Annotated in this window: 25 protein-coding genes; 15 read left to right on the forward strand and 10 right to left on the reverse strand. The window is 40.9% G+C overall.

Annotated elements, in window-relative coordinates:
* Nucleotides 1–33 precede the first annotated feature (33 nt).
* The 4 genes from A4G17_RS09905 to A4G17_RS09920 all read right to left on the reverse strand — a co-directional run bounded on the left by A4G17_RS09905 (nt 34) and on the right by A4G17_RS09920 (nt 5,289).
* Nucleotides 34–855, reverse strand: a complete 822-nt coding sequence (locus A4G17_RS09905) for a Dam family site-specific DNA-(adenine-N6)-methyltransferase (protein ID WP_123955752.1) — start codon at nt 853–855, stop codon at nt 34–36.
* A 5-nt stretch (nt 856–860) separates the two neighbouring features.
* Nucleotides 861–1,949, reverse strand: coding sequence for a 3-dehydroquinate synthase (gene aroB / locus A4G17_RS09910; protein WP_123955751.1), 1,089 nt, complete (start codon nt 1,947–1,949; stop codon nt 861–863).
* 15 nt (nt 1,950–1,964) lie between these two features.
* A complete protein-coding gene (gene aroK, locus A4G17_RS09915; protein WP_123955750.1) occupies nt 1,965–2,486 on the reverse strand; it encodes a shikimate kinase AroK in 522 nt (173 codons plus the stop codon).
* Between the two features lie 226 nt (nt 2,487–2,712).
* Nucleotides 2,713–5,289, reverse strand: coding sequence for a penicillin-binding protein 1A (locus A4G17_RS09920; protein WP_123955749.1), 2,577 nt, complete (start codon nt 5,287–5,289; stop codon nt 2,713–2,715).
* 142 nt (nt 5,290–5,431) lie between these two features.
* On the opposite strand from A4G17_RS09920, the gene A4G17_RS09925 reads away from it, so the two are divergent.
* From A4G17_RS09925 to A4G17_RS09965, 9 genes are all read left to right on the forward strand, one after another.
* Nucleotides 5,432–6,169, forward strand: a complete 738-nt coding sequence (locus A4G17_RS09925; RefSeq protein ID WP_123955748.1) for a hypothetical protein — start codon at nt 5,432–5,434, stop codon at nt 6,167–6,169.
* On the forward strand, nt 6,151–6,678 hold the full coding sequence (locus tag A4G17_RS09930; RefSeq protein ID WP_123955747.1) for a hypothetical protein: 528 nt from the start codon (nt 6,151–6,153) through the stop codon (nt 6,676–6,678). Before A4G17_RS09925 ends, A4G17_RS09930 begins: the two co-directional genes overlap by 19 nt.
* On the forward strand, nt 6,675–7,193 hold the full coding sequence (gene gspM, locus A4G17_RS09935) for a type II secretion system protein GspM (protein ID WP_123955746.1): 519 nt from the start codon (nt 6,675–6,677) through the stop codon (nt 7,191–7,193). The genes A4G17_RS09930 and gspM overlap by 4 nt, the downstream gene beginning before the upstream one ends.
* Nucleotides 7,194–7,204: 11 nt before the next feature.
* On the forward strand, nt 7,205–7,591 hold the full coding sequence (locus tag A4G17_RS09940) for a pilus assembly protein PilP (protein WP_123955745.1): 387 nt from the start codon (nt 7,205–7,207) through the stop codon (nt 7,589–7,591).
* Nucleotides 7,592–7,599: 8 nt separating this feature from the next.
* Nucleotides 7,600–8,877, forward strand: coding sequence for a type IV pilus secretin PilQ (gene pilQ, locus A4G17_RS09945; RefSeq protein ID WP_123955744.1), 1,278 nt, complete (start codon nt 7,600–7,602; stop codon nt 8,875–8,877).
* 68 nt (nt 8,878–8,945) lie between these two features.
* The gene (gene nusB, locus A4G17_RS09950) at nt 8,946–9,389 is read left to right on the forward strand and encodes a transcription antitermination factor NusB (RefSeq protein WP_123955743.1); all 444 of its coding nucleotides are present in this window, start codon (nt 8,946–8,948) and stop codon (nt 9,387–9,389) included.
* Between the two features lie 8 nt (nt 9,390–9,397).
* Nucleotides 9,398–10,363: a thiamine-phosphate kinase gene (gene thiL / locus A4G17_RS09955; protein ID WP_123955742.1), complete on the forward strand. Its 966-nt coding sequence runs from the start codon at nt 9,398–9,400 to the stop codon at nt 10,361–10,363.
* The gene (locus A4G17_RS09960; protein WP_123955741.1) at nt 10,360–10,833 is read left to right on the forward strand and encodes a phosphatidylglycerophosphatase A family protein; all 474 of its coding nucleotides are present in this window, start codon (nt 10,360–10,362) and stop codon (nt 10,831–10,833) included. Before thiL ends, A4G17_RS09960 begins: the two co-directional genes overlap by 4 nt.
* Nucleotide 10,834: 1 nt before the next feature.
* On the forward strand, nt 10,835–11,455 hold the full coding sequence (locus A4G17_RS09965; protein ID WP_123955740.1) for a LysE family transporter: 621 nt from the start codon (nt 10,835–10,837) through the stop codon (nt 11,453–11,455).
* Nucleotides 11,456–11,541: 86 nt separating this feature from the next.
* On the opposite strand, the gene A4G17_RS10325 is transcribed toward A4G17_RS09965, so the two are convergent.
* The gene (locus A4G17_RS10325) at nt 11,542–12,495 is read right to left on the reverse strand and encodes a PspC-like choline-binding domain-containing protein (RefSeq protein ID WP_236941010.1); all 954 of its coding nucleotides are present in this window, start codon (nt 12,493–12,495) and stop codon (nt 11,542–11,544) included.
* Nucleotides 12,496–12,662: 167 nt separating this feature from the next.
* On the opposite strand from A4G17_RS10325, the gene A4G17_RS09975 reads away from it, so the two are divergent.
* Nucleotides 12,663–12,878, forward strand: coding sequence for a YdcH family protein (locus tag A4G17_RS09975; RefSeq protein ID WP_123955739.1), 216 nt, complete (start codon nt 12,663–12,665; stop codon nt 12,876–12,878).
* 73 nt (nt 12,879–12,951) lie between these two features.
* Here A4G17_RS09975 and cysZ read toward each other — a convergent pair whose 3' ends face one another.
* Entirely contained in the window at nt 12,952–13,779 is an 828-nt protein-coding gene (gene cysZ, locus A4G17_RS09980; protein WP_123955738.1) for a sulfate transporter CysZ, read from the reverse strand.
* 109 nt (nt 13,780–13,888) lie between these two features.
* Here cysZ and zipA point away from each other — a divergent pair, with 109 nt between their 5' ends.
* The 3 genes from zipA to pepB all read left to right on the forward strand — a co-directional run bounded on the left by zipA (nt 13,889) and on the right by pepB (nt 18,192).
* Nucleotides 13,889–14,776: a cell division protein ZipA gene (gene zipA, locus A4G17_RS09985; protein WP_123955737.1), complete on the forward strand. Its 888-nt coding sequence runs from the start codon at nt 13,889–13,891 to the stop codon at nt 14,774–14,776.
* 63 nt (nt 14,777–14,839) lie between these two features.
* On the forward strand, nt 14,840–16,858 hold the full coding sequence (gene ligA / locus A4G17_RS09990; protein WP_123955736.1) for an NAD-dependent DNA ligase LigA: 2,019 nt from the start codon (nt 14,840–14,842) through the stop codon (nt 16,856–16,858).
* A 44-nt stretch (nt 16,859–16,902) separates the two neighbouring features.
* The gene (gene pepB, locus A4G17_RS09995) at nt 16,903–18,192 is read left to right on the forward strand and encodes an aminopeptidase PepB (RefSeq protein WP_123955735.1); all 1,290 of its coding nucleotides are present in this window, start codon (nt 16,903–16,905) and stop codon (nt 18,190–18,192) included.
* A 62-nt stretch (nt 18,193–18,254) separates the two neighbouring features.
* Here the strand turns inward: pepB and A4G17_RS10000 are convergent, their stop codons facing one another.
* Nucleotides 18,255–18,965, reverse strand: coding sequence for a vWA domain-containing protein (locus tag A4G17_RS10000; protein WP_123955734.1), 711 nt, complete (start codon nt 18,963–18,965; stop codon nt 18,255–18,257).
* A gap of 168 nt (nt 18,966–19,133) precedes the next feature.
* On the opposite strand from A4G17_RS10000, the gene A4G17_RS10005 reads away from it, so the two are divergent.
* Nucleotides 19,134–19,565: a LexA family protein gene (locus A4G17_RS10005; RefSeq protein ID WP_123955733.1), complete on the forward strand. Its 432-nt coding sequence runs from the start codon at nt 19,134–19,136 to the stop codon at nt 19,563–19,565.
* Nucleotides 19,566–19,605: 40 nt separating this feature from the next.
* Here the strand turns inward: A4G17_RS10005 and A4G17_RS10010 are convergent, their stop codons facing one another.
* Together A4G17_RS10010 and nfo are read right to left on the reverse strand one after the other, a co-directional pair.
* The gene (locus A4G17_RS10010) at nt 19,606–20,109 is read right to left on the reverse strand and encodes an NlpC/P60 family protein (protein ID WP_123955732.1); all 504 of its coding nucleotides are present in this window, start codon (nt 20,107–20,109) and stop codon (nt 19,606–19,608) included.
* A gap of 114 nt (nt 20,110–20,223) precedes the next feature.
* Nucleotides 20,224–21,069 (reverse strand): deoxyribonuclease IV, encoded by an 846-nt coding sequence (nfo, locus tag A4G17_RS10015; RefSeq protein WP_123955731.1) that lies wholly within the window; start codon nt 21,067–21,069, stop codon nt 20,224–20,226.
* A 51-nt stretch (nt 21,070–21,120) separates the two neighbouring features.
* Here nfo and A4G17_RS10020 point away from each other — a divergent pair, with 51 nt between their 5' ends.
* A complete protein-coding gene (locus A4G17_RS10020) occupies nt 21,121–21,696 on the forward strand; it encodes a TorD/DmsD family molecular chaperone (protein ID WP_123955730.1) in 576 nt (191 codons plus the stop codon).
* A gap of 76 nt (nt 21,697–21,772) precedes the next feature.
* On the opposite strand, the gene rlmD is transcribed toward A4G17_RS10020, so the two are convergent.
* Nucleotides 21,773–23,092: a 23S rRNA (uracil(1939)-C(5))-methyltransferase RlmD gene (gene rlmD, locus A4G17_RS10025; RefSeq protein WP_123955729.1), complete on the reverse strand. Its 1,320-nt coding sequence runs from the start codon at nt 23,090–23,092 to the stop codon at nt 21,773–21,775.
* Between the last annotated feature and the right edge of the window lie 31 nt (nt 23,093–23,123).

The raw sequence follows: 23,123 nt of genomic DNA on the forward strand, positions 1-23,123 counted from the left end.
AGTTCCACTGAACATTTTGCAAATCCGAACGAATTATTTGAACAAGGCAAAAAGCTCTGTCACCTTCACTCTGGATTCAACTTTCTGCCCAATATTTCGCTGGACTTGTAAGGTGCTAATTTCTGCACCTTGATAAATTTCACGCGTGAATGCAGTATCGTGGTTGGAAATTAGGACGGGAATTTGATCATTTGCCGCTTGTTTAGCTCGCTCCGCCAATGTTTCTTGCTGTATTAAGCTAAAGCCACCACCTGCATATTGAGTAAAGTTGGTTTCTTGTACCAACGGGGCGTAAGGCGGGTCGCAATAAACCACATAGTCGTCAGGATTTTCAAACAAATAGCTAAAAAGTTGGTCAAAATCAATACACAAAAAGGTCGCTCGCTGTGCTTTTTCTGCGAAAAAATAGAGCTCTTTTTCTGGGAAATAATGGCTGTGATAATCACCAAAAGGGACGTTAAATTGCTGTTTTTTGTTATAGCGGCATAGCCCATTAAATCCAAAGCGATTTAGATAAAGAAACAGTACCGCCCGCTCTTGCAAATCTTGGCTTGAATTGAACCGCTTGCGTTGTTCGTAATAAAACTGCGGCGTGTTCGCTTGTGGGTGAGAAAAAAGCTGACGAGCGGCTTGGATATAGCACTCTACGTCTCGCTGAACAGTTTTATAGAGATTAATCAGATCAGGATTGATATCCGCTAATAAATAACGTTCAAAATCTGTATTCAGAAACACAGAGCCTGCTCCCACAAAAGGCTCTACTAAGCACGCCTTTTTCGGTAAATGGCGAGAAATTTCATCGACTAAGCGGTACTTTCCGCCTGCCCATTTCAAAAAGGCACGCTGTTTGCTCATGGGAGTTAGTGTTGGGTAAAACGAGTAATCGCCGCAATCACCTGATCCTCACGGGCTTTTGCAGTAACGTAGGCTTGTCCAAGGCGGTTGAGTAAAATCAAGCGAAGCTGACCGCTTAATACTTTTTTATCTCGCCACATATAAGGCAGATATTCCGCTGCTTGCATTCCGTCTGGAGAAATGGTTGGTAAATTCGCTCTGGCAATCAGTTTTTCAAGGCGAGCGACATCTTGTTCGCTGAGATCGCCCAACAGTTGCGAAAGTGCTGCAGCTTCGAGCATTCCGACTGCGATTGCTTCGCCGTGTAGCCAATTACCATAACCGAGATGAGCTTCGATGGCGTGCCCGAAGGTATGCCCGAAGTTGAGTAAAGCACGATCGCCTTTTTCCGTTTCATCACGGGCTACAACATCCGCTTTGAGCTGACAGCAACGTTGAATACAATGCATTAACGCGGTTTGTTCAAGTGCAACTAACGCATCCATATGCTGCTCAAGCCATTCGAAAAACGGCAGATCAAAAATCGCCCCGTATTTGATTACTTCCGCTAAACCCGCACTCACTTCACGTTTTGGTAAAGTTGAAAGGGTATTGGTGTCGATAATCACCGATACCGGCTGATAAAACGCCCCGATCATATTTTTGCCAAGGGGATGATTCACCGCAGTCTTGCCACCAACAGAAGAATCGACTTGTGCGAGCAATGTGGTTGGGATTTGGATAAAACGAATGCCACGTTGATAAGCGGCGGCAGCAAAACCTGCTACATCACCAATCACACCACCGCCTAATGCAATCAACGTACTATCACGATTATGATTTTTTTCGAGCAATGCGGTAAAAATCAGGTTAAGTGAATCCAACGTTTTATGTTTTTCACCATCAGGAATAAGTACGCTGTCCACCGAACAACCGAGACTTTTCAAACTTTGCTCAACGGTTGCAAGATAGTGTTCAGCAACGGTGGGATTAGAAGCAATCATCACTTTATCGCCCGCCACAAGCGGTCGGAAACTCTCAGGATTTTGCAATAACCCTGCCCCGATGGAAATTGGGTAGCGACGTTCATTTAATTCCACATTGACTTGCACCATCTTGCGACTCCTTGATTATTGAAGGTTATCCATCATTTCGATGATCTGAGTCGCCACCACTTTGGCGGTTTGATCATTAGTTTGAATGGTAATATCTGCAATTTCTTCGTAAAGGGGGTTACGCACTTTGGCCAGCTCTACTAATACCTGATAAGGATCTTCTGTCTGTAACAGAGGACGCCTCTTATCACGTTGAGTACGTTCAAATTGCTTATCTACCGATGTTTCCAAATAAACTACGATCCCACGAGCCGATAATGCATTGCGGCTATCTTTAGAGACCACCGTACCGCCACCGGTTGACAGCACTAATCCTTGAGATTGCGTTAGTTCATTGATAATTTTTTCTTCACGCTTACGGAAGCCACTTTCACCTTCAAGATCAAAGATCCAATCTATATCTGCTCCAGCTCGTTCTTCAATCACTGCATCCGAGTCTAAAAAATCCATATTTAACATTTGTGCTAATTGGCGACCAATAGTGCTTTTACCCGCCCCCATTGGTCCAATTAAGAAAATATTACGTTTTTCTGCCATTGTATTGTTTGTCTATAAAATGAAATGTAACGATTTGATTTGTGGAAAAGTTTGGAAAAAACAGACCGCTTGCAAAATACAAGCGGTCTGTTATGCGTTAAAATTTACAAAAAAGTGCTGACACTTAGATATGAATAAACCACAAATCGCCCAAAAATAAAGATGAGCGATATTATCTCAATAAATCGCCCTTCTTTTCAACCTAAAACCTATAATTCTTCTGCTTTTAGAACAATTCTTTGCCTTCGTTTTGTAACACGCCAGGTGGTGGTAAACCTAAACGCTGTTTTAACGCGTCATGTGGCTCAGTATAGGCTTTTTCTACGATATATTTTTTCGTTGGCTCGGTTCCCTTAATAAAGTACTCGGTCATACTTTCTCCAAGAAAACCGCTTGTTGCATCAATTTTCGCCTCAACAATATTAGGCGGACGATGTTCTTTTGCCTCTTCCTTATCTTTTAGAGCAACTTTCATATAGCTGATCCAGGCTGGCAATGCTGTTTGTGCTCCCGCTTCACCTTTACCTAGTTCACGTTTATTATCGTCAAATCCCACATAAACCGTGGTGACAATATTTGAACCAAAACCAGCATACCAGGTAACTTTCGCATTATTGGTTGTCCCTGTTTTACCACCGATATCTTTACGTTTGATTTCATTCGCAACTCTCGCACTGGTTCCACGCCAGCTCTGTCCTGGTTCACCAAAAATCGCCGAGTTTAATGCACTTCGCATTAAGAATGCGAGCTCACCACTAATGACTCTTGGTGCGTAACGTGATTCTTTCGAATTATGCACAGAATCTGCCATTAAACTCGGTGCATTCTCTCTTTTGACCGTTGCAATATCCAACTCTGGAATTAAATCACTTCCTTCCTCTTCAGTTGTCTCCGCCGGTGTTGCTGTATCTAGTTTAATAAAATCAAAATATTTTGGTTCTGGGTAAATAACGGCAATTTCATCACAAGTTAAGCAAGCCATAGGTGGATTTGCCTTGAATAACTCATTGCCATTACTATCAAGAATACGCTCAATAATATAAGGTTCAACCAAATAACCACCATTATCAAAAACCGCATATCCACGAGCCATTTCTAATGGCGTAAAGGATGCCGCACCTAATGCAAGCGCTTCCGTGGCTTGATATTGATCACGATTGAATCCAAAACGTTGTAAATAGTCAGCAATATAATCAACACCAGCCATTTGTACCGTTCTCACCATCATCACGTTTTTGGATTTACCCAAACCGACACGTAAACGTAATGGACCTTCATATACATTCGGTGAGTTTTTTGGTGTCCAAGGCTTTTGTCCACGTTTTTTAATGGTGATTTTCTCATCGCTAATTGTTGTGGATAAACTTAATCCTTTATTCAAGGCTGCGGCATAAATAAACGGTTTTACCGATGAACCAACTTGAACTAATGATTGTGTTGCACGGTTAAAACGGCTTTGTTCAAAGCTGAAGCCACCAACAACGGCTTCAATCGCACCATTGTCACTATTCAATGACACCAGTGCTGAGTTTACATCTGGAATTTGTCCGAGTTCCCAGTTGCCTTTCGCATCTTGGCGAACCCAAATTTGTTCCCCAACATTGATAACATCTTTAACCGATGTCGGGGTTTTCCCCTGAGCAGAATCATTAATAAATTTCCGAGCCCATTTCATGGTCGCCAATTTTAGTTCAGCACGATCACCGTTTGGCAACATAATATCCGCTTTATCTTTTGCGATCTTCAATACTGCCGCACCAATAAATGGTTCTGAGTTCGGTAACTTACTTAGATGTTCAATGATTTTTTCTTCATCCCAAGCCGTTTCATTTGCTTGCCATAATTTCTCAGCGCCACGCCAGCCGTGACGACGGTCGTAATTGATCAAATTATTACGCAACGCATCTTGCGCTTCTTTTTGATCATGAGAAAGCACTGTGGCATACACTTGAAAACCTTTAGTATAAGCAGTTTCTTCGCCATAGCGTTTTACCATTTCTTGACGAATCATTTCGGTAACGTAATCCGCTCTAAACTCTAACGCAGCACCATGAAATTTCGCTTTAACTGGCTCAGCTTTGGCTTGTTCATATTGATCTTTAGTGATTTTATTCACTTCCAACATACGACCAAGCACGACATTACGTCGATTTTCTGCTCGTTTAACAGAAAATAGCGGATTCATCGTTGAAGGGGCTTTTGGTAGCCCTGCAATAATTGCCATTTCACTAAGCGTCAATTCATCCAATTTTTTACCAAAATAGGTTTTTGCTGCGGCTGCTACGCCGTAAGAACGATAACCAAGGTAAATCTTATTTAAATACAGCTCTAAAATTTCATTTTTAGAAAGATTATTTTCGATTTCCAACGCTAAAATAACTTCTTTTAGCTTACGTTCCATTGTTCGCTCTGGAGATAAGAAAAAGTTACGAGCCAACTGCTGAGTAATGGTACTCGCACCTTGTTTATCCCCTTGAGCTGAACGCCACACCGCACGCATAATCCCTTTTGGATCGATCCCTTTATGGTCATAGAAGCGAGCATCTTCTGTTGCGATCACCGCATCAATTAATGTTTGTGGTACATCGGCTAACTTCACAGGAATACGCCGCTCTTCTCCAACTTCGCCAATTAACTTGCCATCAGCAGTAAAAATCTGCATTGGCTTTTGTAGTTCAACGGTTTTTAAGGACTCAACATTTGGCAAATCTTGCTTTAAGTGAAAATAAAGCACTCCGACAGCAACGCTAGCCACAATGATGAGTGTAAGTAAAGCACTTAATATAATTTTTACGATCTTCATCGAAAAATTCTCTTTTAGTAAATGACGGAATCTGAATTTACGACCAATATAGCCCTAATTCACACATAAACGGCTTAATTATAAGCGAAAAATGCTGAAAAAGCCGTTTAAATTTCATCACAACCTTTAGCATTCACAAGAAATGAAGTTATTTCAAACAATTAGCAAAAACAAACGCTTAAAAAACAAGCAAATTGGTATCAGCGAAAACCGCCAATATCGCTGTTTAGTTGGACAATTTGAGCAAATACCACGAGTGATTTGGCAAGACATTCAAGATCCATTTGAAATTGGACTTCAACAAATGCTTACAAGAAGGGAATGCTTTTCAAGCTCGGGGGCTGAAGAAGTGAGCAAATTGACTCAGCCGTTTATAGATAATACCAAACCAAAATTTACTCTTATTCGAGCTGTATCTCATCACTATATTTGGCGAAAGCGAGTACTTCTGCCACTTGTTGATAGCGAACAACTTATTTATAAACAGGCTATTCAAATTTTAGAACAAGAATTGCCATTGCCAATCGAACAGGTTTATTTTGATTTTAAAATTAAACAACAAATAGAAAAACAACTCACACAAATAACACTTTTTGCACTCAGAAAAGCATTTGCAGATCCATTATTAAGTGAATATCCAACGATATTAGATAATGAAACACATTGCTATTGGCGCGGCTTTCATTATTTATTCCCGAAATTAGAAAATCATTTTTTAAAAATAGGCTCGCTTAATTTTCAATTTAATTCAAATGGATTAACTCTTTCTGAAGAAGACAATGGTATTGATATTACTACACTCGATTTTCCTGAAAAAATATTATCTCCCCATCTCTATTTATCTGCATTAGGAGCCAGTTTATGGAATGGTACGGCATAGATTTATCTAATAACCGCCAACAAATATGGTTAAACCAGACGGTTAAAAACGCAATAGTGATTGCAATAACTGCCCTCATTACCATCACAATGTCAATATGGATTTGGCTTGCAAGCAGTCAGTTACACACAGAATTTTACCAAACGAAAGACTTTATCAACAAATTACACCAACAGATAGCCGATTTTGAACAACAAATTCATCAAATCAAACAATCTCAACGAAACCACAAGAAACCAATTTATCTAAAAGAGAAAACGGTTGAGCAATTCATGGTATATATTCAGAGAATACCAATCCAAGGTATTATTGAGATCGCCTATCTTTATATAGATGAAATTCCGAAACTAAAACTCGTCGGAAAAATAAAAGAACAAACTGAATTAGAGAAGATAACTAGGCAGCTTACTCAATTAAACTATTCGTATCAGGTTGATAACTTCCAAATAAATGAACAGCGTGAATATGAGTTCATTTTAGTCATCGCATTAGAAGAAGAAAAAAAATGAAAAATTGGATATTAGATAGCTATATCAAGCCCAACAAGATAAGTTATAACATTTTCTATGCAATAAATCACCATCTATGGATTATCCTATTTGGATTATTTACTACTATAATTTTTTATCCGACATATTACTATTTAAATCTCTCTTTTTCAAATAAAGAACAGGAACAAACACAAATTGAATTAGAACAAAAAATGAAACAGAGTGCCAAATTATTAGCAAACTTAAGACAGAATCAAGAGACACAAAATAAATCTCAAACATCATTTAGTCAAATGAATCAACAGATCCAAAATCTTGTTTCTCACCATCAATTAAAAGTAGAAAATCTCCAGTGGCAATTCGATCAAGATAGCCAATTATATTTAACAATACATCATCAAAGCAACACACTATTCTCTTTAATTAATAAATTAAACAAAATAGAAGGATTATACATAAAGCAGATTACACTCACAAAACTTAACCAACAACAATTAGTTGAGTTAAATGGCATATTTTTACTGGTTAAATAAAAGGAAAAAGAATGAAAAAATATTTATTTATTCTATTGCTGTATACAAATTGCTTGGCGGATCCATTTTATGCGGATAATACATCACTTAAAGAACAGAGCTCATTTGCAAAAAACTCTCTGGAACTACCCGCTTGTAAGCCGCCTAATGATCTTCAGTTAATCTATTTCCCTATAAAATTTGAAGATCTAAAACTTGTTGGCATAGTGAAGAAAAATCAAACATATACTGCCCTTTTTAGTGATAAAGAGAACAATCTAATTGATATTAAACAAAATAGCTTATTAGTGGAATCACAAATTCAAATTGAAAAAATTGACATGAAAAGTATTCAAGTCATTGATTGGCTAAACAGTGAAACTTGCTCCAAACCTAAAAAAATTCAACAAAAACTCTAGGAAAAATTATGCGTTATCTACTTTTAAGTCTTCTTTTTATCAATCAATCTGTTTTTGCTAATACCTTATCTATTTCATTAAAAGAGGCACCGACAAAATCAATTTTAGCTTATTTAGCTGAAGAAAATAATAAAAATATTGTATTAGTGGAAGATATTCAAAACCGTTCAACACTAAGAATAGAAAGTCGCTCCTTTGATGAAATCATCAAAAGCATTGCAGAAATCAATCAGCTTTCTGTTAAAATAGAAAATAATATCTATTACATTCATAAGAAAGAACAAAATAAAGGAGAAGAAGTTAATAAAAACCCAACGCTCCTTACTCAAAATATAAAGCTGCATTATGCTAAAGCCTCCGAAATCATTGACTCCATTACAAAAGGAAATGGAAATTTATTATCTGAAAATGGATATTTACATTTTGATGAGCGTAGCAATAGCATTATTATTAAAGACACGGCTTCCTCGATAAAAAATATTACGACGCTAATCAAACATCTGGATCTGCCAACAGAACAAATTGCGATTGAAGCTCGAATCGTCACGATTGGCAGTGAGAATCTCAAAGAACTTGGGGTTCGTTGGGGGATGTTTAATCGAAATGAACATAGCCATCGTTTTGCGGGGCGTTTAGAAGGAAATGGCTTTGAGACCAACAACTTGAATGTTAATTTCCCTGTATTAAATAATTCTGCATCTGCCGTATTACAAATTGCGAGTATTAATGGGCGTGTTTTAGATTTAGAACTGAGTGCTTTAGAGCAGGAAAATAATGTGGAAATCATCGCCAGCCCACGATTACTCACAACAAATAAAAAAAGTGCAAGTATTCAGCAAGGCACAGAAATTCCTTACACCATTTACAATAAGAAATCTGAGACATTTGATTTTGAGTTTAAAGATGCTGTACTTGGATTAGATGTTACCCCCCAAATCTCTGCCGATAATCAAATTTTGCTTGACTTAATCGTCACTCAAAACTCGCCGAATGGACAAAATGGCGTGAGCGGTTTAACTACCATTGACAAACAAGAGCTACGCACACAAGTCTTTGCTAAACATGGTGAAACCATTGTCCTTGGCGGCGTTTTTCAGCACTTAAAATCAAAAGGTGAAGATAAAGTGCCTATTTTAGGCAGCATTCCTGTCGTGAAGCAGCTATTTAGTCAAAGCAGAAATAAAATCTCAAAACGAGAGCTCGTCATTTTTGTCACGCCTTATATTGTGAAGTCATCACCGATGTCAACCACACAAGAGAAAGTGAGAAAATCCAAACAAAACTAACCAAACTATGCTAAAATTCGCCACTATTTTCCGCTTAAATAAGCGAATTTTATGATATTTGAGGTGTTATGAAAATTTCTCCCCGCCGCCGTGCACGCGAGTGTGCTGCACAAGCACTTTACTCTTGGCAATTATCACAAAATCCAGTTGAACAAATTGAACTGGCTTTTGTGACTGAACTCGCCTTTATTGCAGATGACGAATCACAATTGGAAGATGATAAAGTCGATATGCCTTACTTCCGTAAACTATTACGTGGCACAGTTGAACATATTGATACGATTGACGGTTCACTTCGTCCCTATTTAGACCGAGCGGAAGATGAGGTTGATCCTATTGAGCGAGCCATCTTACGTTTAGCTGCTTATGAACTCCAATTTGAACTAGATGTGCCTTATAAAGTGGTCATCAATGAAGGTATTGAGGTCGCTAAAGTATTAGGCTCAGATGATAGCCATAAATACATCAACGGTATTTTAGATAAGTTAGCACCTGCTCTCGGACGCAAATAGGGTTAGCCATGGGCGAGTTTGATTTAATCACGCAGTATTTTAGCCAACACAAGCGGTTAGATCGTCCTGATATTTTGCAATCAGTCGGCGATGATTGTGCTGTCACGGCTATTGAAGCAAACCAACAACTCGCCATTACGACAGACACATTAGTCTGTGGTACGCATTTTCTTGAAAATATCGCACCAGCACAACTTGCCCACAAAACGGTGGCGGTTAATCTAAGTGATCTTGCGGCAATGGGAGCCAAACCCACTTGGGTTTCCCTTGCACTCACTCTGCCTAACGTCGATCATCAATGGCTTGCTGAATTCAGCCGTGGATTATTTGAAATTTTACAACGCTATGATGTTGCTTTAATTGGCGGTGACACCACAAAAGGTCATCTATCGCTAACGCTGACAGCACAAGGCGTGCTAACAAAAGACACAGGACTTTTTCGGCATCAAGCAAAGGTTGGAGACTGGATTTTTGTTTCGGGTTATTTAGGCGACAGTGCTGCGGGTCTCGACTTATTATTGAATCAGGCAGTCGTTCAAAATGATCACCAACGCAATTTAGTTGAACGTCATTTATGCCCAACACCACGTATCGAACTGGGACAATTACTCACTCGATTTAGCCGCTGTGCCATTGATATTTCCGATGGGTTGATTGCTGATCTTGGTCACATACTTGCTCGCAGTCAGTGCGGTGCTGAATTGTGGTTAGAGAAATTACCACTTTCTCACTCGTTGCTTGCCGAATATTCTCAAGAACAAGCCGAAAAATTTGCATTAACTGGCGGAGAAGACTACGAGCTTTGCTTTACCATTCCAACCGAACAGCGAGATGCTTTTGAAACAGCGGTAAAGTCACTTGATATACGCTGTAGCTGTATCGGTAGAATCACTGAGCGTTCACTTACACTCTTAAAAAAAGGTGAAAAAGTCGCAATGCCGTCACATATTGGTTTTGATCACTTTAATTCATAATGAACATCAATCTAAAAAATCCCATCCATTTTCTTGCTGTTGGATTTGGCGTTGGACTTCTTCGCCCGGCTCCCGGCACTTGGGGTACACTTCTTGGTCTACTATTTGCTATTTTTTTGTGGGAAGTGACCGCTTGTACCACGTTTTTTGTCGTGCTAACACTGATTTCATTCATCGTCGGCTGCTATATTTGCCAAAAAACGAGCGATGATCTTGGCGTGCATGATGATGGACGAATTGTCTGGGATGAAATTGTTGCTATTTTCCTGATTTTTTGTGCGTTGCCTGCATACAATTGTCTCTATTTTGCTCTCACTTTTATCTTTTTCAGGCTGTTTGACGTTTGGAAACCTTTTCCCATTCGCTATTTTGATCACAAAATTGAAAACGGCTTAGGCATTATGATCGATGATATTTTAGCTGCCCTTTACACTCTGATTGCTCTCCATCTTTTTGCTTGGATTTTCTGATATGTGGACAATTTTTATTGTACAACTCGTTGGCTTAGTTAGCCCTGGCCCTGATTTCTTTTATATTTCCCGTAAAGCGATGGGCGATACTCGCCGCAACGCACTCCTGGCTTCTATTGGAATTACTATCGGTGTCGCGTTTTGGTCACTGATTGTGTTATTTGGACTAACATTCTTAAATCGTACGATTCCCATGTTTCAATATATTTTGATGCTATTTGGCGGCAGTTACTTAGCTTATAGCGGACTCCAAATGGTACAAATTCGCAAGAATGCCAAATTAGATGAGGCGAAAAGTCAATCAAGTCAGTCTGTTTGGAAGGAAATTTTAGGCGGTTTGATGATCAATCTGTCTAACCCGAAAATTGTGGTCTTTTTCAGCAGTGTGTTAGCAGGCTATGTTTCAAATTTATCCAACTTATCCGATATTCTATTTGTATTATTCATTTTAACGGGCAGTGCAATCATCTATTTTGTACTGGTCTCTTTTTTATTTTCACATAAATATGTGCGGAATTTCTATGCGAAACACAACCACTATTTAGATAACTTCGCTGGCGTGATTTTCATTTTATTTGGTTCTCGTCTCATTTATGAAGGCATCACAATGCTGTTAAGTTAAAAGGACTAAGCCCTGTAAAATACAGAACTCAGTCCTTGAATCAAATGAATCTAACTCTTTGGGCAGATTATTTCTATCCTATTTTTTCAGCATAAATTTTCACTTAAATCTACAAAATCGTGTAAAGGTAGAATGTCTATAGAATCATCGTCTTTCTTTTGTTCTGATTCTACGGGGGTTACCGCTGCGTCTTTTGACTTTTCCGCTTTATTCTCTTTCTCTTCAGATTTTATCTCAACTTGAGCTATCTCTGTTTGAACTACCACTGACGGTTCCGATATTGGCTCCTGTATTGGTTTGTTCTCATTTGATTTTGCAACATTTTGTTCCACATTATTCGTAGGTTCTTGAGCAGGCTTGATCTCACCTTCAGCTTCATTAGTAGAGCCTACATTCAAAGCTTCTTCATCTTTTGCAGTTGCTTGTTGCTCTGTCTTAGTATCCGTTCGAATGGACTGTTCTGGTTGACTCAAATTATCTTGTGCATTTTCTTGTTCCGGATTTGCTTCATCAGTCGTTTGCTCCGGAATAATCACCGCTGATTTTGCGGTTTCCACCACTTGACGATCTTTTGCTAATAAAGCTCGACCAATTTCAACTCGTTGATCAAGCCAAACCGCCACAACAGCATTATTAAAATCTTGATTAAATTCTTCAGGAATCACCATGTCGTTAAGTACAAAATAACCTTTATTTTGCAATGCAATATAACTGAGTGAATCACCTTTTTTAATATTCGGTAACGTTTTACGCAGACGATCAACCACATCATCTTGCTCTGGTAATGTAATGCCTAAATTTGACCACGAACGAGCCAAGGAAATAGCAAAATCACGACCATCTACTGGCTTTTGATATTTCAGCGTCAACATTAAAGGGCGAATGCCTTCAACATACTCACCAGTTTCCGAAAAAAGTGCGAGATTATAAATAGAGAAGGGTCCCCAAACATAATCCACATCATTGATTTTCTTCCACTGTGCAGATACAGTGTTAGCAAGCAATAACATGGATGCACAAAGGATTTTTAAATAACGCATCGTACAGATCAACTAAAGAAAATTGGGACTATTATAGCGTGAAATATGAGAAAGCTGCACAAGATTATTTTGTGATCAAGTTCAAAATTCTGACATTTTATCCTTAGTAAAACCAAGAAAAGTGCTAGTATCTCAGTGCAAATTATTTCAATAATAAGGAGTTTTTTATGTTCCCAGAATTTCGTGATTTAATCACAAAGCTCAAAACTGAAGATGCTCATTTCGCTCGTTTATTCGATAAACACAATGATCTTGACCAAAAAATTAAAAATATGGAAGCAAACATTGAGCTTGCAACCCCAACCGAAGTAGAAGTATTGAAAAAAGAAAAACTACACATCAAAGATGAGCTTTATTCTATCTTAAAAAAATACAGTGAATAGCTATTTTTTAGGACACAAAAAAAGTATCGATAGCACTATCGATACTTTTTTGCTTGTAGAGCTACCGAATATCTCAACGTTCTTCTTTCACCACTATGGCGTTTTTATGCTCAATTTTTCTTTTATCGGAAAACTCGCCCGAGTCTTTGCCCAGTAAGAAATTACGATACTCTTTTACCCACATTGCAGAAGCCCCACAAACCGCCACAGGCATCGCAACCAAATTCAAAAATGGCACCATCGTAAACAAGCTGACTAACGCACCAAAGGTGAAGTTCATTGTACGGCGTTGTGCAAGAGCATTTCGCATTCGCGCAAAACTAATTTTATGATTATCAAAAGGATAGTCACAATATTGAATTGCTAATAACCAAGCCCCAAAGATAAAAGTCAATACTGGCACGACTGTTTGCCCTAACACAGGCACAAAACCGAGTAAAAACAAAGCAAGTAAACGGGGAATGCTGTACCACATTTTTTGCCATTCTCGTTTAAGCATTCTCGGCACATCTTTTAACATTTCTGTCATGGTCATTTCCGTGAGATTTTCTCCCGTTAGTTGCTGCTCCACTTTTTCTGCAAGTAAAGCATTAAAAGGGGCGGCGACAAAATTTGCTAACGTCGTGAAGGTGAAATAAAAAATCACCAAAATCATCAAAAAAATCAGAGGAATCAAGATAAAACTGAGCCAATCTAACCACGATGGTAACATCGCATCTAACCAACCGCCCACATTGGCAAAAAAGAGCCAAACCAAGCCGATCATAACAATCGCATTAATCACTACCGGTAAAACCACAAACGGCATTAATCGACGTTGCAACAATAATCTCCAACCATAAATAAAATAATGGAAACCACTCATTGCTTGGCTTTCATAACTGGAAAATGGGGTATTCATAATTCACCTTTAATTTATCAACATTTGAAATAAATATGGTAAGCTATGCACTCATTTTCGCAAAGCATGAAATGTAAATATAGCTGATTATTTGAGCAAAGAGGACAAAATGGAAACTCAGGTTATTTTATTCATTGTTGCAGGATTACTGATAGCGATTCTAGTTGGTGCCAGTATTTGGTCAGCTCGTCGTGAAAAATCACGCGTGTTTTCTAATACGTTTTCAACTCGACCACCATCAACGCCAATCAATACGGAGTTACATTCAAATGTTCCGCCTACTCTTGCACCGCAACCGTTTAATGCCCAATCAAATACGACTAACCAAACAGTCAATGAACCTTTTACTCCAATCGATCGGCAAGAAATCGAAAATAGCGTAAAAAACATCCAAATCCGTTTACCAAACCAACAACCAGACGCGTATCCACAGGAACCACAGCCTGCATTCTCAACTCAGCCAATCCAAACTGGTGAGCCAACCCCAACACAAGCGGTCGAATCCACGCCCGCTTTTGCAGATCCAACGCCAACAGTACAGCTCGAACAGCCAGAATCTGTTGCACCGCAAGCAAATTCAGAGCCTGTAGCAGAAGAACCGCAAATGGTCACACTCTATGTGGTCGCACCAGAAGGGATGCAATTCCGTGGTGATACCATCCAACAAAGTCTAGATGCCTTAGGCTTCCAATTCGGTGAGTACAATATTTTCCATCGCCATATTGATAACGCTTCAAGCCCTGTGCTTTTCAGCGTTGCCAATATGTTGCAACCAGGCGTTTTTGATTTGAATAAAATGGATCAGTTCACTACTGTTGGGCTTGTCTTTTTTATGCACCTGCCATCTGCAGGTAATGATTTAGTCAATGTTCGCTTGATGATCAAAACGGTTGAAAGCTTTGCTCAATCCCTTGGTGGCTTCGTGTTAAACGATCAACATCAACTGTTTGACGATCAATCTCGCCAAGCCTACTTGCTGCGAGTGACCCAGCAATAATTTGCAAAACTTTTTAAGGATCTGACCGCTTACAAGCGGTCTTTTTTATTGAGATATAATCAAATGCCAAAATCCATTGAAAATCAACTAGATAACTTGCGTGGCAAACTGCGTGAATACGAATATCACTACCACGTTTTAGATAACCCACTCGTACCTGATGTGGAATATGACCGCTTATTAAATGAGCTAAAAAATCTCGAATGGCAACATCCAGAACTGATCACAGCCGATTCACCAACGCAACGTGTTGGGGCAAAACCGCTAGATGGCTTTGCTCAAATTCAGCACGAACGCCCAATGCTGTCGCTGGATAACGCCTTTTCAGATGAAGATGTAGATGGCTTTTTACGGCGTATTGAAGATCGCATTGCAGTAAATAGCCAAACTCTCGAATTTTGTTGTGAGCCGAAATTAGACGGCTTGGCAGTCAGCATTCTGTATGAGAATGGCGTACTGGCCCAAGCCGCCACCCGTGGCGACGGGACGACAGGCGAAGAAATCACTGCGAACATTCGCACCATTCGTAATGTACTGCTCAAATTGAACATGGCAAATCCGCCCGCTCGTTTAGAAGTACGGGGTGAAGTGTTTATGTCGCAGGCAGGCTTTGAAACCTTGAACGAACGGGCGTTAGCCAAAGGCGAGAAAACCTTTGCTAACCCACGCAATGCGGCGGCAGGATCACTGCGTCAGCTCGATCCGAAAATCACTCGCCAACGCCCGTTAATGTTGAATGCTTATAGCATCGGTGTGTATGAAAGCGATGACGAGCTGCCTTCAACCCACTTCGATCGCTTGCAATGGTTGAAATCGATCGGCATTCCCGTCAATAGCGAGATCACCTTAGCGAAAGGGCGGGAACAACTGCTGGCGTTCTACCAAAAAATCCAGCAAAAACGCAGCTCGCTGGGTTACGACATTGACGGCACCGTACTGAAAGTGAATGATATCCTTCTGCAAGAGCAGCTTGGCTATATTTCCAAAGCTCCCCGTTGGGCAATTGCTTACAAATTCCCTGCACAAGAAGAGATGACTATTCTTAAGGATGTGGAGTTTCAAGTGGGGCGAACTGGGGCAATTACGCCCGTGGCGAAACTAGAGCCTGTGTTCGTAGCGGGCGTTACCGTAAGCAATGCGACTTTGCACAATGGCGATGAGATCGAGCGTCTCGGCATTGCGATTGGCGATACCGTCATTATTCGCCGTGCGGGCGATGTGATCCCACAGATCATCGGCATTGTGGCAGAACGTCGCCCAGAAAATGCAAAAAAAATTGAATTTCCGACCGCTTGTCCCGTGTGTCAATCGGCGGTGGTGCGAGTTGATGGCGAAGCCGTTGCTCGCTGTACGGGTGGGCTATTCTGCGGGGCACAACGCAAAGAAGCCTTGAAACATTTTGTTTCTCGTAAAGCGATGGACATTGATGGCGTGGGCGAAAAATTGATTGAACAGTTGATGGCGAGGGAGCTGATCCACACCCCTGCGGATTTGTTCAAACTCGATCAAATCACCTTAATGCGACTAGATCGTATGGGTGAAAAATCAGCGAATAATGCGTTACAAAGTATCGAAAAAGCGAAAAACACCACCCTTTCCCGTTTCTTATTTTCCCTTGGGATTCGTGATGTCGGCGAGACCACAGCACAAAATTTAGCGAACCATTTCGGCACGTTAGATGCCATCCGTCAAGCCACTTTCGAACAGTTGCAGCAAGTGCAAGATGTGGGCGAAGTGGTGGCAAATCGCATCGTGCGTTTTTGGCAAGAGCCACATAATGTGGAAGTGGTGGACGATCTCATCGTTCAAGGGGTGAATTGGCAAGATGTGGTACAACAAGAAATTGCCGATAATCCGCTAAAAGATAAAACCGTGGTGCTAACTGGCACGCTCACTCAGCTCACTCGAGATCAAGCTAAAGCAATTTTGCAACAGCTCGGCTGCAAAGTGGCGGGCAGTGTTTCAAGCAAAACCGATTATCTGATCGCTGGCGAAAAAGCAGGCTCAAAACTTGCTAAGGCCCAAGAACTCGGTGTGAAAATTTTGACGGAGCAGGATTTGCAAAATTTTGCTAGAATCTGACCGCTTGTAACCTTTCATTATCATCATAAAAAGAAGGAAGAACTATGACAACCATGCAAATTTATTTATCAACACAGCCTGCGGCAGAAGTTTGGGGCAAAAATGCAATTCTTTCCGTCAGCGATCAAGGTATGACGGTACATGGCGAGAAAAATGCCCTAACAACCATTCAAAAAGCCGCTCGTAAAATTAAAAATCAAGGTATTCTGAATGTTTCTTTAGCAGGCGATGGCTGGGGATTAGAAGAATGTTGGGCATTTCATCAAGGCTTTGTTAGCGTGAAAAATACGGGGTCTATTGCTTTCCCAGCCCTAGAAAACCAAGCGGAATTCGATGCCCGCTTAGCTTGTTCCACCTTCACCCGTGAGCTAATCAATGAGCCATCGGAAACACTCACGCCTGAAGCACTTGCTCACAAAGCGGCGGAATTTATTGTTCACCAAGCCGATAAATTTGCAGGAAAAGGCAAAGTTTCTTTTGAAATTGTTGCTCGTGAAGCATTAAAAGAGCGTGGCTACAGCGGCATTTGGGCAGTAGGTAAAGGCTCTGCTAATCTACCAGCGATGTTGCAATTGGATTTCAACCCAACAGGCAACCCTGATGCCCCAGTATTAGCTTGCTTAGTTGGTAAAGGCATCACCTTTGATACTGGTGGTTACAGCTTAAAACCCAGTGAAGGAATGTCTACTATGCGAACCGATATGGGGGGAGCGGCATTAGTTACAGGTGCATTAGGCATGGCAATTGCTCGTGGTTTAAAACAGCGTGTCAAACTCTATCTCTGCTGTGCAGAAAATATGGTCAGCAGCCGAGCATTCAAATTAGGCGATATCATCACTTATCGCAATGGTGTAACTGCTGAAGTGTTAAATACCGATGCAGAAGGTCGTTTAGTATTAGCAGATGGCTTAATTGAAGCCGACAAACAGAACCCACAATTTATTGTCGATTGTGCGACGTTAACTGGTGCTGCGAAAATTGCGGTTGGCAACGACTATCACTCAATTTTATCAATGGACGACAATTTGGTCGCCGATCTCGTTGCTGCAGCAAAAGCCGAAAACGAACCATTCTGGCGTTTACCGTTTGAAGAATTGCACCGCTCACAAATTATTTCATCCTTTGCTGATATTGCAAACACCAGCACCGTGCCTGTCGCAGCGGGCGCCAGCACAGCAACCGCATTTTTATCTTATTTTGTGAAAAATTATCAACAAAATTGGCTACATATCGACTGCTCTGCGACTTTCCGCAAAACAGCAAGCGATCTGTGGGCTGTTGGTGCAACGGGAATTGGCATCAAAACCTTAGCAAACTTGCTCACATCAAAATAGTGTGATGCAATTAAAAAACCACGAGATCGGAGGTAATACCAGCACTTCTCGTGGTTTTTTTATTATTTCTTACGTTCTTTCACATCTGCCTCAATTTCCGCTTTCCAGCTTTCATCGAGCTGCTTACCGCGACGAACTTCTTGTACCGCACTATTGACCGCTTTGTAATTCATTTGAGTACCTTGGCTATCGGAAATGTACTCTACCGCTCTGCTTTTATCTATCCCAAAAGACTCTGCTGTGTTAATCGCATCAATATTTGCCCCTAAAAATAAAAACTCCCATTCCTGTTTTTTCTGTTGTTCAGTAATCAGTTGTTTCACTTTATCCAGTTTAAATTCTTGGCTTGCATTCTCCATGCCATCGGTAATAATCACAAACAGAACCCTTTCAGACTTCATTTTTTCTGACGCTTTTTGTTGCTGTTTCACATTCACAATCGTTTTACCAATCGCATCTAATAACGCCGTATTTCCTCTTACAAAATACTCTTTTTCCGTAATTGGGCTCACTTTCTCTAGTGGAATGCGATTATGTAGTAGTTCATACTTATGATCAAATAACACCGTCGTAACAAAAGCCAGCCCTTTTTCTTTCTTCTGTTTTTCCAACATGGCATTGAAGCCACCAATAGTATCGGATTCTAATCCCCCCATCGAGCCACTGCGGTCGAGAATAAAAACAAGTTGTGTATCAACCAGCGGAGCGGAGATTTCGTGTGCTTTAGCGGTAACACCACAGAACAATAAGCAAAACAAGATGAATTTTTTCATAACAGATGCCTCATATTGGGATAAAAGATAACAAAGTGTAATCTAAAACAAGTAATAATTAGAACAAAATACTGTATTTATTTACAAAAATTTTATTTCAAGCATTGACACTGTCTGTTTAACCAGTAAAATAACCCTGTATAAACAATCAGCTCTTGGAGACTTACTATGGCACATCTCAGATCGCTTGAACGTGAACGTTCCTATCAACCTATTCCACTTTACCGTGATTTCAACACACAGCGTTCAATCAAATTGGATTTAAATTCACTTTGTATTCGTCGCCCAACAGAGACTTTTTTTATCCATGTGAAAAATCCAAACCTAATTGCATGGGGAATTGAGTTAGACGATCTGCTAATTGTTGAGCAGAGCGAGCAGATTTTAATCAACGATCTTTTTGTATTAGAAAAAGACGGAGAATATAAGTTTTATCAATTTTTCAATGAAGTAAATGGGGAAAAAATCCTGTTTTCTTTGGATGTTAGCGAACCGAACTTACGCATTCAAGAATGGGATGAAATCAATGTTGCAGGCGTGATTACCAATGTAGTACATCAAATGCGAAACCGCACATCTCCAATGAAATATGCGGCTTAACATTTGCAAAGTTTTCTAAGAATCTGACCGCTTGTAGTGCTTACAACACACGGCGAGATTGAGTATAAGTTCTTGCCCAATATTTTTCAGACAGTGAACTTGTGATTACGCCACGGCTTGAGCTAGCGTGAACAAATTTTCCGCCACCAATATAAATGCCAACGTGATGATTTTTACGGAAAAAGACTAAATCGCCTGGGCGTAATTCCTTTTTTGAAATCGCTTTACCAGAATATTTTTGCTGAGCCGTGGAACGAGGTAAATGTAAGTTAAATGCACTATTCATTGCGGCTTTAACAAAGGCTGAGCAGTCAATGCCCGCTTTGGTTGTGCCACCTAAGCGATAGCGAGTACCCGCCCATTGACGATAAGCGGAAAGCACTTTGCTGGCATCTGAATTTTTGCTCTGAGTATGCGTAATTTGATTCGGCTTCGCCGCTTTAGTGCTTAAACTCGCATTGACCGTTGAAGAACATGCCGCTAATGCGAATACCGCAAGAGAAAAACACCATGTTTTTGTTAAAGTGAAAAATGATTTTTGCATAATGATTTACCGTCTCGCCAGAACCCGAAAGCGAACAACCTCTGTTTAAAAACTCACATCAAAATAAAATCGGCTTAGTTTTACACTAAGCCGTTCCAGTCAGACTAACATAAACTAATTTTGTTCCAAAGAACGTAAAAATTTTATTTCATTCGCCCAATTTTCTGGCTGAATGGTTTCTAAAATCATCGGAATACCATCAAACCTGTTGTCTTGCATAATAAATTCAAACACGCCTGTACCAATAGTGCCATCTTGCAAAATATCGTGGCGATCCACTCGGCTTGCTAATGGCGTTTTCGAGCCATTTAGGTGCATTCCACGTAAATAGTCAAAGCCGACAACCTTGCTAAACTCGGCAAAAACGTGGCTGCTTTTTTCAAAAGAGCTGATGTCGTAGCCTGCAGAAAAGAGATGGCAAGTGTCCAAACAAACACCCACTCGGGCTTTATTTTCCACTTGCTCAATGATTTCAGCTAAATGCTCAAATCGCCAGCCCAAATTTGAGCCTTGTCCTGCGGTATTTTCAATCACCGCAATCACATTTGGCACCGCATCAATCGCCATATTGAGTGACTCCGCAATGCGAGCTAAGCAATCTTTCTCAGAGATTTTATTGAGATGAGACCCTGGGTGAAAATTAAGCAGCTTCAAGCCAAGCTGATCGCAACGCTGCATTTCATCAATAAACGCTTCGCGAGATTTGGCTAAATTTTCTGCTTCGGGATTCCCTAAGTTAATCAAATAGCTATCGTGGGGCAGAATTTGATCAGGAGAAAATTGATGCACCTTACAGAAACGTTTAAATTTTTCAATGGTTTCCGCTTTCAACGCAGGAGCTTTCCACTGACGCTGATTTTTAGTGAACAACGCAAACGCATTTGCTCCAATTTCAACGGAACGCAACACCGCATTTTCTACACCACCCGATGCACTGACATGAGCCCCAACATATTTCATCTGATTTCCTCTTTTTTGATGTAACATAGTAATTTTTTCAAGGACAAACTGATGACCCAAACCACTATCAACGATTTTTCACTACTTTGCCGCTTATTCGGCAACCTATTCTACCGCCAACCGCAAGATCCCATTCTCGCAGGTACGTTCGCTTGGCTTGCACAAGGCAACTTACGCAGCAACTGGGCGTTATCCACCGACAGCCAAAGCGAGCAAGCCCTAAGCAGCGTAGAAAAAAATGCTCACCCTACGCAACTTACACCGAGTTATCAAGCACTTTTTAGCGAAAATGGCGCTATCGCTACAACAATTTCTGCCTATGGATTTTCCGTAGAAAACTTCGCCACCTTCCGCCAACAGCGTGGAATGCCCGCCTTGGACAATGCCGATCACGTGGCTTTACTGCTGCTCACGGCATCGTGGATTGAAGATAATCTAGGCTCAACAGAAGCTCAACAAACCTTATTCGAGCAGTTTTTACTGCCTTGCTTGAGTAAATTCCTAGGACAAGTGGAAGCCTTCGACAATGGTTTCTACAAAGCTCTCGCCCAACTCACCCGCGATGCCTTATCTGCAATGGCGGATGAATTGGAGGAAGCTGTAGAACAAGGCGATATGGAAGCGTAACAAGCGGTCAGTTGCATAGCATTTTTTGCCACTCAAAAAGGGGCAGCTATACCGCTTCATCACCAGCGTTTTTGCCCTATACCTTTTCAAACAACGAAATCGACTCCAAATGGGCTGTGTTGGGGAACATATCGATCATCGCACAACGTGTCAGGCGATAGCCATTGGCGATCAACTTTTCGGCGTCTCGTACCAAGGTGGCAGGATTGCAGGAAACATAAACCATTCGCTCAGGTTGCAGCTGGCAGAGATGATCAAGAGCGAACCATGCCCCGTTGCGTGCGGGGTCGAGCAGCACTTTGTTGAATTTTTCTGCCGCCCAAAGCTGATCCACAAAAGGCTGATCGAGATCCGTTTGGAAAAATTGGGCGTTCAAAATGCCATTGCCAACCGCATTCTGTGTTGCTTGCTCAACCATTGCAGCAACACCTTCAATTCCAACCGCTTGTGCCGCTTGCTTAGCAATCGGCAAGGTGAAATTGCCCATTCCGCAGAAGAGATCCAACACTCGATCTTGCGGGGTGAGCGATAACCAATCCAACGCAGTGGCGACCATGCTCGCGTTCAGCTCGGCATTGACTTGAATAAAATCCCGAATGGAAAATGCTAATTTCAGCCCGTCAATTTGATAATAAGGTGGTTCACCACGCCATTGTTCTACCTGCTCTTTTTCGGTCATCACAAATAACGACAAATTTTCCATTCCAGCAAACTGACGTAAATTTTCGCTATCTTGTTGATGTAATGGACCAATATGGCGAAGTAGCAAGCAGATGCCGTTATCTGCTCGCACCAATTCCAAATGCCCCAACTGCTTTTTATTTTTCCAACCAGAAAGCAGTTGCTGCAATTTAGGTAATAATGCAGAAAGGGACGGTTCGAGCATTTCGCACTCGCTAACTGGCACGATTTGCTGCGAATTTGCCTGTCGAAAGCCAAGCACCACACCGTTTTTCTCTACGCCAATATGCAATTTAGCACGACGGCGATAGCCCGTAGCACGGCCGACAATCATTGGCTGGAAATCAATCGGGCTGTCTTGTAGCCGTTGTAACCTTTGGAACAAGGCTTTTTGCTTGGCGGCTCGTTGCATCTCCAGCGAAATATGCTGCATTTGACAGCCACCACAACGCCCATAAATTGCACAACTTGGCACTTGCCGATTTGCCGATTTTTGCTTAAACCTGACCGCTTTTGCCCGCCCAAACTGGCGTTTTTCTTCGATCACCACCGCTTCAACCTGTTCATTCGGCAACGCATTTTCCACAAACCACGTTTTGCCCTCGACCTTTGCCACGCCAAGCCCTTGATAGTCTAGATCTTGAATGGTAAAAGGGCGACAAGCGGTCGGTTTTGTGGATTTTTTTGCAGATTTATCGGAATAGAAAAGTGCCATGAAATAGGGTTGAATGGGAAAAAGATTGGCG

This window comes from Frederiksenia canicola (genome assembly GCF_011455495.1).
GTDB classification, from domain to species: domain Bacteria; phylum Pseudomonadota; class Gammaproteobacteria; order Enterobacterales; family Pasteurellaceae; genus Frederiksenia; species Frederiksenia canicola.